At 63.7% G+C, this 7,045-nt stretch carries 7 protein-coding genes; 5 read left to right on the forward strand and 2 right to left on the reverse strand.

Going from position 1 to position 7,045, the window contains the following annotated elements:
- The first annotated feature begins 18 nt into the window (after positions 1-18).
- From gatB to MNBBLIKP_RS10420, 5 genes are all read left to right on the forward strand, one after another.
- Positions 19-1,509 carry an Asp-tRNA(Asn)/Glu-tRNA(Gln) amidotransferase subunit GatB gene (gene gatB, locus MNBBLIKP_RS10400; protein ID WP_088310193.1) on the forward strand — a complete coding sequence of 497 codons (1,491 nt, stop codon included), beginning with the start codon at positions 19-21 and terminating at the stop codon, positions 1,507-1,509.
- A gap of 314 nt (positions 1,510-1,823) precedes the next feature.
- Positions 1,824-2,255 carry a hypothetical protein gene (locus tag MNBBLIKP_RS10405; protein ID WP_088310194.1) on the forward strand — a complete coding sequence of 144 codons (432 nt, stop codon included), beginning with the start codon at positions 1,824-1,826 and terminating at the stop codon, positions 2,253-2,255.
- Complete coding sequence (locus MNBBLIKP_RS10410; RefSeq protein ID WP_088310195.1) at positions 2,252-3,013, forward strand: hypothetical protein; 762 nt, start codon at positions 2,252-2,254, stop codon at positions 3,011-3,013. The genes MNBBLIKP_RS10405 and MNBBLIKP_RS10410 overlap by 4 nt, the downstream gene beginning before the upstream one ends.
- Positions 3,014-3,117: 104 nt before the next feature.
- Positions 3,118-3,738 (forward strand): hypothetical protein, encoded by a 621-nt coding sequence (locus MNBBLIKP_RS10415; protein ID WP_088310196.1) that lies wholly within the window; start codon positions 3,118-3,120, stop codon positions 3,736-3,738.
- Positions 3,735-4,661, forward strand: a complete 927-nt coding sequence (locus MNBBLIKP_RS10420; protein ID WP_140420580.1) for a hypothetical protein — start codon at positions 3,735-3,737, stop codon at positions 4,659-4,661. Before MNBBLIKP_RS10415 ends, MNBBLIKP_RS10420 begins: the two co-directional genes overlap by 4 nt.
- 620 nt (positions 4,662-5,281) lie before the next feature.
- On the opposite strand, the gene MNBBLIKP_RS10430 is transcribed toward MNBBLIKP_RS10420, so the two are convergent.
- Together MNBBLIKP_RS10430 and MNBBLIKP_RS10435 are read right to left on the reverse strand one after the other, a co-directional pair.
- A complete protein-coding gene (locus MNBBLIKP_RS10430; RefSeq protein ID WP_088310199.1) occupies positions 5,282-5,581 on the reverse strand; it encodes a hypothetical protein in 300 nt (99 codons plus the stop codon).
- Positions 5,582-5,620: 39 nt separating this feature from the next.
- Positions 5,621-7,045, reverse strand: a 1,425-nt coding sequence (locus MNBBLIKP_RS10435; protein ID WP_140420581.1) for a M16 family metallopeptidase, incomplete at its 5' end; no start/stop codon positions are given.

Genomic DNA, 7,045 nt, shown 5'->3' on the forward strand with positions numbered 1-7,045 from the left:
GCCCTATCGGCTGAGGGCATGAACAACTATCGCATCCAGGGCGCCACGGGCGAATGGGAGGTCGTGATCGGCCTCGAAGTCCACGCGCAGGTCACCAGCAATTCCAAGCTCTTCTCGGGCGCCGCGACTGCGTTCGGGGCAGAACCCAACGCGCAGGTCAGTCTGGTCGATGCGGCCATGCCCGGGATGTTGCCGGTCCCCAACCGCGAATGCATCCGCCAGGCGGTCCGCACCGGGATGGCGATCCAGGCGCAGATCAACAAGTGGTCGCGGTTTGACCGCAAGAACTACTTCTACGCCGATCTCCCGCAGGGCTACCAGATCAGCCAGCTCTACCATCCCTTGGTGGGCGAGGGTGAGATCGAGGTGATCCTTGACGAGAAGAACCCTGAAGGCAGCACCAAGACCATCGGGATCGAACGGATCCATGTAGAGCAGGACGCGGGCAAGCTGATGCACGATCAGCATCCGACCATGTCCTATGTCGATCTCAACCGCTCGGGCGTGGCCCTGATGGAAATCGTCAGCCGGCCTGACATGCGTAGTCCGGCAGAGGCCGGTGCCTACCTTGCCAAGCTGCGCCAGATCGTCCGCTATGTCGGATCTTGCGATGGCAACATGGACCAGGGTTCGATGCGGGCTGACGTCAACGTCTCGGTCCGCCGCCCGGGTGAGCCGTTCGGGACGCGCACCGAAACCAAGAACGTCAACTCGGTCCGCTTCGTCATGGCCGTGGTCGAAAGCGAGGCGCGGCGTCAGGTTGATCTGATCGAGGATGGCGGGACCGTGGTTCAGGAAACCCGGCTTTACGATCCAGACAAGAACACCACCCGTTCGATGCGCAGCAAGGAAGATGCGCACGATTACCGCTATTTTCCGGACCCGGACCTGCTGCCGCTGGTGCTTGACGACGCGTTCCTTGAGGAATGCCGCGCGAGCTTGCCCGAGCTGCCTGATGCCAAGCGCCACCGCTATGAAACCGCGCTGGGCCTGTCCGCCTACAACGCCAATGCGCTGACCGCCGATGTCCAGACCGCCCGCGAATTCGAGGCCTTGCTAACCTCGGTCGCCGCGGCCAGCGGCAAGGGTGAGGATGCGGTGGCGAAGCGGGTTGCCAACTGGCTGCTGTCCGAACAGCCCGGCGTGCTGAACGCCGCCGGTACCGCTGCCGACCTCACCAAAAACACGATCGAGGCCAATACCGCGATTGTGGTGGCGACCGAGAACGGGACGATTTCCGGGTCCAAGGCCAAGGAAATCTTTGAAAGCTACCTGACCAGCGAAATCGACCTCAAGGCCGAAATCGCGGCCAATCAGCAGACCACCGATACCGGCGCGATCGAAGCGGCGGTCGATGCGGTGCTGGCCGCCAATGGCGACAAGGTGGCCGAGTACAAGGGCGGCAAGGAAGCGTTGTTCGGGTTCTTCGTCGGCCAGACGATGAAGGCGATGCAGGGCAAGGGCAATCCGCAGCTGGTCAATCAGGTGCTGAAAGCCAAATTGGGCTGATCTGGGCCACTTTGAGCGCCCCTGAAGGCCTGCTTGATTTTCAACAAACACTGAAAACAAACAATATTTTCAGAGTTAGTTGATAAAACACATCCTCACGGCAACAGTTGCCGAAAGTGTTTCGGGTGGAGCAATCCACCGGGCCTCACGATGTCAAAGAGCCGGGTCAAAGAGCCGGGTCATGGAGCGCGCTCCGGGACCGGGCCGAATCATGACAGACCGGCCACGTGTAGGAAAGTTGTTCCTGCCGAACCGCTTGCGCCGCGCCTGCACCGTGTTAATCTGCTTACCCAACCGGGAGGGGGAGGTCGCACGTGTCCCGCAAGTTGCTGCTGGTGCTCTGCGCCGCTGTGTCCACGCCTGCCCTGGCGGAAGATCCCTATTACTTCCACAAGGCCGCAGTCAGCCACGAAGCCTATATGGCCGATGTCGATCGCTGCGCCAGCCTGGGGGCCGGGACCAAGGCCCCGCGTTACACCGCGCAGCCGACCAATTACAACACGCCCTACGCGGTCGAATCCGCCGCGATTGCCAGCTTTTTCATCGGCTTCCTTGAACGGCGCGAACAGCGCCGACTGGTCTCGCGGATCGAGCGGACCTGCATGGCGGACAAAGGCTATCAACGCCGCGCTATCGACAAGCCGGTCTATCAGGAAATTCGCAAACTGGATGCCAAGGACCGGCTGGAACGGCTGTTCACGCTGGTTTCCGCCGCGCAGCCGACAGGAAAGGTAATGGTTGAATGATCCGCCGCTGGCTGTTGCTGCTTGCCCTGTTCACCGCTGCTCCGGCTCTGGCCGATGGCCTGCTGAAAAAACCGCCCACCACGCTCGATCCGGCCAAGGCCTATGTGGTGGTAGAGATCGGCCGGCTCGATGGCGCGCTGCTGTTCGGCACGCTCACGCTGGCGCGCTATGATACCGAAAAGCAGGACATTGCAGTGGCCACTCCGCCACCCGGCGGCAAGATCCCCAAAGGCGGCTGGCCGCTCGACAACCGGCTGATCCTCAACAAGGCCTCGGTCAAAGAGAAAAACCGGCAGCTGTTCTATGTCGAAATGCAGCCCGGCCTGTGGGTGGTCGAAGGCGCGAACGACACGGCCTTTGCGCTGGGCTCCAGCACGTTCGAACTGGCGGCAGGCAGCGTTACCGATCTGGGCGTCGCCAATGTCTACACCGACTTCCCCGAAGGTGAAAAACGCGACGTGCTGACCACCGGCCGCCTGATGAAAGGCGCGCTGATGGGCGGACTGTTCGGCAGCGTGGTCCCCAAACCCATGCCCCGCGCGGTCGATTTCCGTGCACGCACTGCCACCGATATGCCGGTGCCCGCCGCTTTCGCCGGGGCTGCGCCAGTTGCATGGACCGGCCAGGTCGAATTCGGCAACCACCTGGGCGGGCTGGTCAACCGCATGGGCGGGATCAAATCGCGGCCGGGGCAGGGAAGCGCATCGCCCTCGCCGGTAACTGGGGAAAGCGCCGCGCCTGCGCCGCCAGCGAATTGAATACAGGGCGCTGTCTGGCTAATTTCGCCATCGAAGAAAGAGCATAAGCGGGCGCGAGCAACATCGGTTGCCGCAGCATGCCGCGACAATTGTGGGGGGAAGCGATGTTCCGGAAATCCACCGCTGCGCTGGCGGCCTGTCTGACTTTGGCATCGGGCCCGTTGCAGGCGCAGGATGCAGCAACGCCGGCACTTGTGGCTTCCGCGCCTGCTGCTGCAACGGTCTATGAATTGCCCGATCCGGCCAGCCTAACCATGCCCAAGCTGGACTTTGCCGAAACCCCTGAAATCGTGGATGATTACAAGAAGTATTTCTATTTCCATCGCGCTGATGCGAGCTTTGCTGAGGCATTCGTTGACATCAAGGAATGTGACGCGCTGGCCAGCGGGGCGAACATCTACATGGGGGCAGACGCGGGATCGATTGCGGCGGCATCGGCGCAATATGGCATGCTGGCCGGGGCCGCTGGCGGGGCGATCGCTTCGGTCGCGATGGACGCCATCTTCGGGTCTGCCGCACGGCGCGAACAGCGCCGGGTCAACATGCGCAATTGCATGGGGTTCAAGGGCTATGCCCGCTATCCGCTGTCGGGCGATCTGTGGAAGCAATTCAATTTCGAGGAAGGCCACGGCCGCAAGAAGGAAGGCGAGCGCGACGAGGCGCTGGAACTGCAGGCGCTGGTCGCATCGGGGCCGAAACCCGCCACCAAGGAACTGGGACTGTGAGCATGATCCGCACCGCACTGGCCGCGCTGCTCGCGCTGACCGCCGCTCCCGCATTTGCTGCGGACGACCTGAAAACCGGCCCGATCGAGGAAAAGAACGTGCTGGCCGGAAAGGCCACGCTTGATCCCAAGCTGGGCTATGTCTTCATTCAGGGGCCGATCCGGTCCCAGGCCGTGCTGCTGCGCGAACCCGATGCCGATACCCGCACCCGCTATCAGGCGGACTGGGAAGAGGATTTCGCCAAAGCGCAGAAGAAGTATCAAAGCGCGGTCAAGGCCTGGGAACTGGATATCGTGGTTGCCAGGCAGACCGGGAAAAAGGAATTGCCGGAAAAACCGGTGGAGCCGACCCGCGAAACTTTCGTCGGCAGGCCGATCGCGCTGTATGATCAGGCCAGCTGGGGGCCGATGTTCATCTACAGCAAAGGCGAAGGCTACTTTTCCTATCTCACTTCGGTCCGGCCCGGCACTTACATCTATTACGGTCCGATCTTCGCCGCGCCCAACGGGGCGCTGGGCGGGCTGTGTTATTGCATGGGTTCGGTCAAATTCGATGTGAAGGCCGGTCAGGTGACCGACCTCGGCAACTTCCTGAGCGCCACGCCGGAACCGAAAGAGCCGTTTGACACCTTCACCCAGTTCCAGCGCAAGTACGATGCCGAACGCGCGGCCAAGGGCAAGGAACCGGTGTTCAAAAAGCCTGCTCTGGCCTGGGGCCTGCCGGAATCGCTCAAAGCCTGGCCATCGGCGCAGGCCGAATTCCGGGCCAGCGGCAAGCAGAACAATTATTACGGCCTGCAGATCACCCGCATCGCCCCGATCCCCGGCGTGATCGATTATCGCCGCGATACGGTGATCGACGTGAAAAGCGGCACGGACGTGGCCAATCCGGGGATTACCACGCAGGTAAAGGTCAAGAAGTAAGCTCCCAGCGATCCTCCCCCTGTGGGGGAGGTGGCTCGCGTAGCGAGACGGAGGGGGGCTGGGTCAGGAAAGCCGCGTTTGCGGCTGCGCGCTGCCGCGCGCGATCTTCTCTGCCCCTTTCCACCACTTCGTGGTCCCCCTCCCCCAAGAGGGGAGGATTATCCTGCTACTTCCCCAATTCCCCCGCCTTCACCCATGGCCGGTGGCCATAGCTGATCACGCGGGTCATCACCCAGTTGCCCGCGCGGTCCTTGCGCCAGACCATCAGGAATTTGGCGATCCCTTCGCACTGGCCGGTGGCGATCTGGCAAAAAAGGACACACTGGCGACACCGTTGTCCTTTACGCCTGCCTGATTGCAGCATCGAAAGCTGCCGCCTGCGGTGCGCTTTTACGGGCCGGGGCAGACTGGGCAGAAACGGCCAGGGCAATGCTGAAAATCGGAGCGACGAAGACTGTCCAGCACATGCGTCGTTCCTTGTGATGGCAGCCCCCATAGGGACACTTCCGCAGCGCAAGTCCAGTGGCTCTCGCGCCTTCAGGGGAGAGGGCCTATGCACCAAAAAGGGCGCCGAAGGTTTCCCTCCGGCGCCCTCCTCGGTGATTTGCTGTCAGGGCGGATCAGGCCTTGCGGGTGCCGCTCATCGGGAACGAACCAAACGCGCCGGCCTTGACCGAGCCGGTCAGGGTATCGCCATCGACAGTGGCGGTGCCTTCCAGGGTCATCGGCATGGGGACGGTCATCTTCATCGACCAGGTCAGGGTGTTGCCATCGACCTTGCCGTTTTCCAGTTCCATCGAACCCATCGCGCCGACGTTGCTGCCGGTGAAAGTGTCACCATCGACAACGATGGTCACGTCGCTCTTCTGGTCACCCATCGGGGTCTTGGTCACGCATTCATAGGTACCGGCTACAGACATCGAAACTCTCCTCAACTTACAGGGGGGTAAGTAGGCCTATCAATTGCCAGAGCCAGCGGCGCTGTCAACCGGGGATGCAATCTCCAGCGGCAGGCCGAGCTTGCGCAGCTGCGGTTCCACCACTTTGCGGTCGCCCACCACCACGAAAGTCAGCCCTTCGGGGGTCAGGTATTGCCGCGCCATGGCGTTGATCGCCGCGCCGTCGATCGCGCGGTAGCGGCTGGCGAGGGTGGCGATGTAATCGTCCGGCCGCCCCAACCGTTCCCCCGCCACCACCGCACCCAGCACCTGAGCGTTGGTCTGGAACCGGTTGGGCAGGCCGCGGATGTTGCCATCGGTGACCCGGCCCAGCTCAACCGGATCGACCGGCTTTTTGCCGGGGAAGGCCGCCATGTTGGCCATGATGAGCAGAATCGAATCGCCCGTCCGGTCCGCCTGGACCGGGGCGGTCACGGTCAGCGCGCGGGGGCCGACCGGGCTGGAGACGGTGGAGCGCACGCCGTATGACCAGCCCTTGTCCTCGCGCAGGTCCAGGTTGAGCCGGCTGAGAAACCCGTTGCCCAGCACTTCGTTGGCCAGGTCCAGCGCTTCCTTGCCCTGTTCGCGCCCGGTCAGCGGCAGGATGCGCCCGGCCATGATCACCGATTGCGGAGAATTGGCGCGGTCGATCAGCACGATCCGGCTGCGCGCGGCAGGAACCGGCCGGGTCAGGTCCTTGCCCGGATAGGCCGAGGCCGGGCGGCCCCAGCTGCCAAAGCTCTGTTCCAGCAGCGGCAGCAGCTGCGCCATGGTGACATCGCCGACCACGGTGATTTTCAGCCCGTCGGCGCGGATCCACTGCCGGTGCGCCTGGCTGAGCGTGACCGGGTTCATTGCCCCCACCGACGCGGCGGTGCCCAGCCCGTCGCTGGGCAGGCCATAGGGGTGATCGGGGCCATAGAGCAGCGGGGCCATCGCCCGGCTGGCCAGTCCGCGCGGGTTGGCCTCGGTCTGGGCGATCTCGCTCAGCCGCTGGTCGCGCACGCGCTCCACATCGGCGCGGCGGAAGGCGGGGTTGCGCACTACATCGGCGAGCAGCGCCAGCGAAGGGGCGAGATTGGCGGTCAGCGCGTCGAGCGAGATCGCGCTGCTATCCAGCCCCGGCGCGGCGCTGATCGTTGCGCCCAGCCGTTCCTGCGCCTCGGCAATCTCGACGCTGCTCAGCCGCTCGGTCCCTTCATCGAGCATGGCCAGCATCAGCGACTGGGTGCCCGGCGCGTCAAGCGCATCGGCGGCGGTGCCGGCATCGAAGTTGAGGTTGACCACCACTTTGGGCACTGCGCTGCGGCGCACCAGCGCCACCGGAATGCCATTGCCCAGCCGCGCGCGCTCGATCCCGGGGAAAGCCAGATCGCCGACCGGGGCGACCGGCGGGGCCGTGCGTTTTGGCCCCGGGGCCAGTTTGGCGGCGGGGCGGCGCGGATC

Source organism: Novosphingobium sp. B 225 (assembly GCF_002198665.1).
GTDB lineage: Bacteria > Pseudomonadota > Alphaproteobacteria > Sphingomonadales > Sphingomonadaceae > Novosphingobium.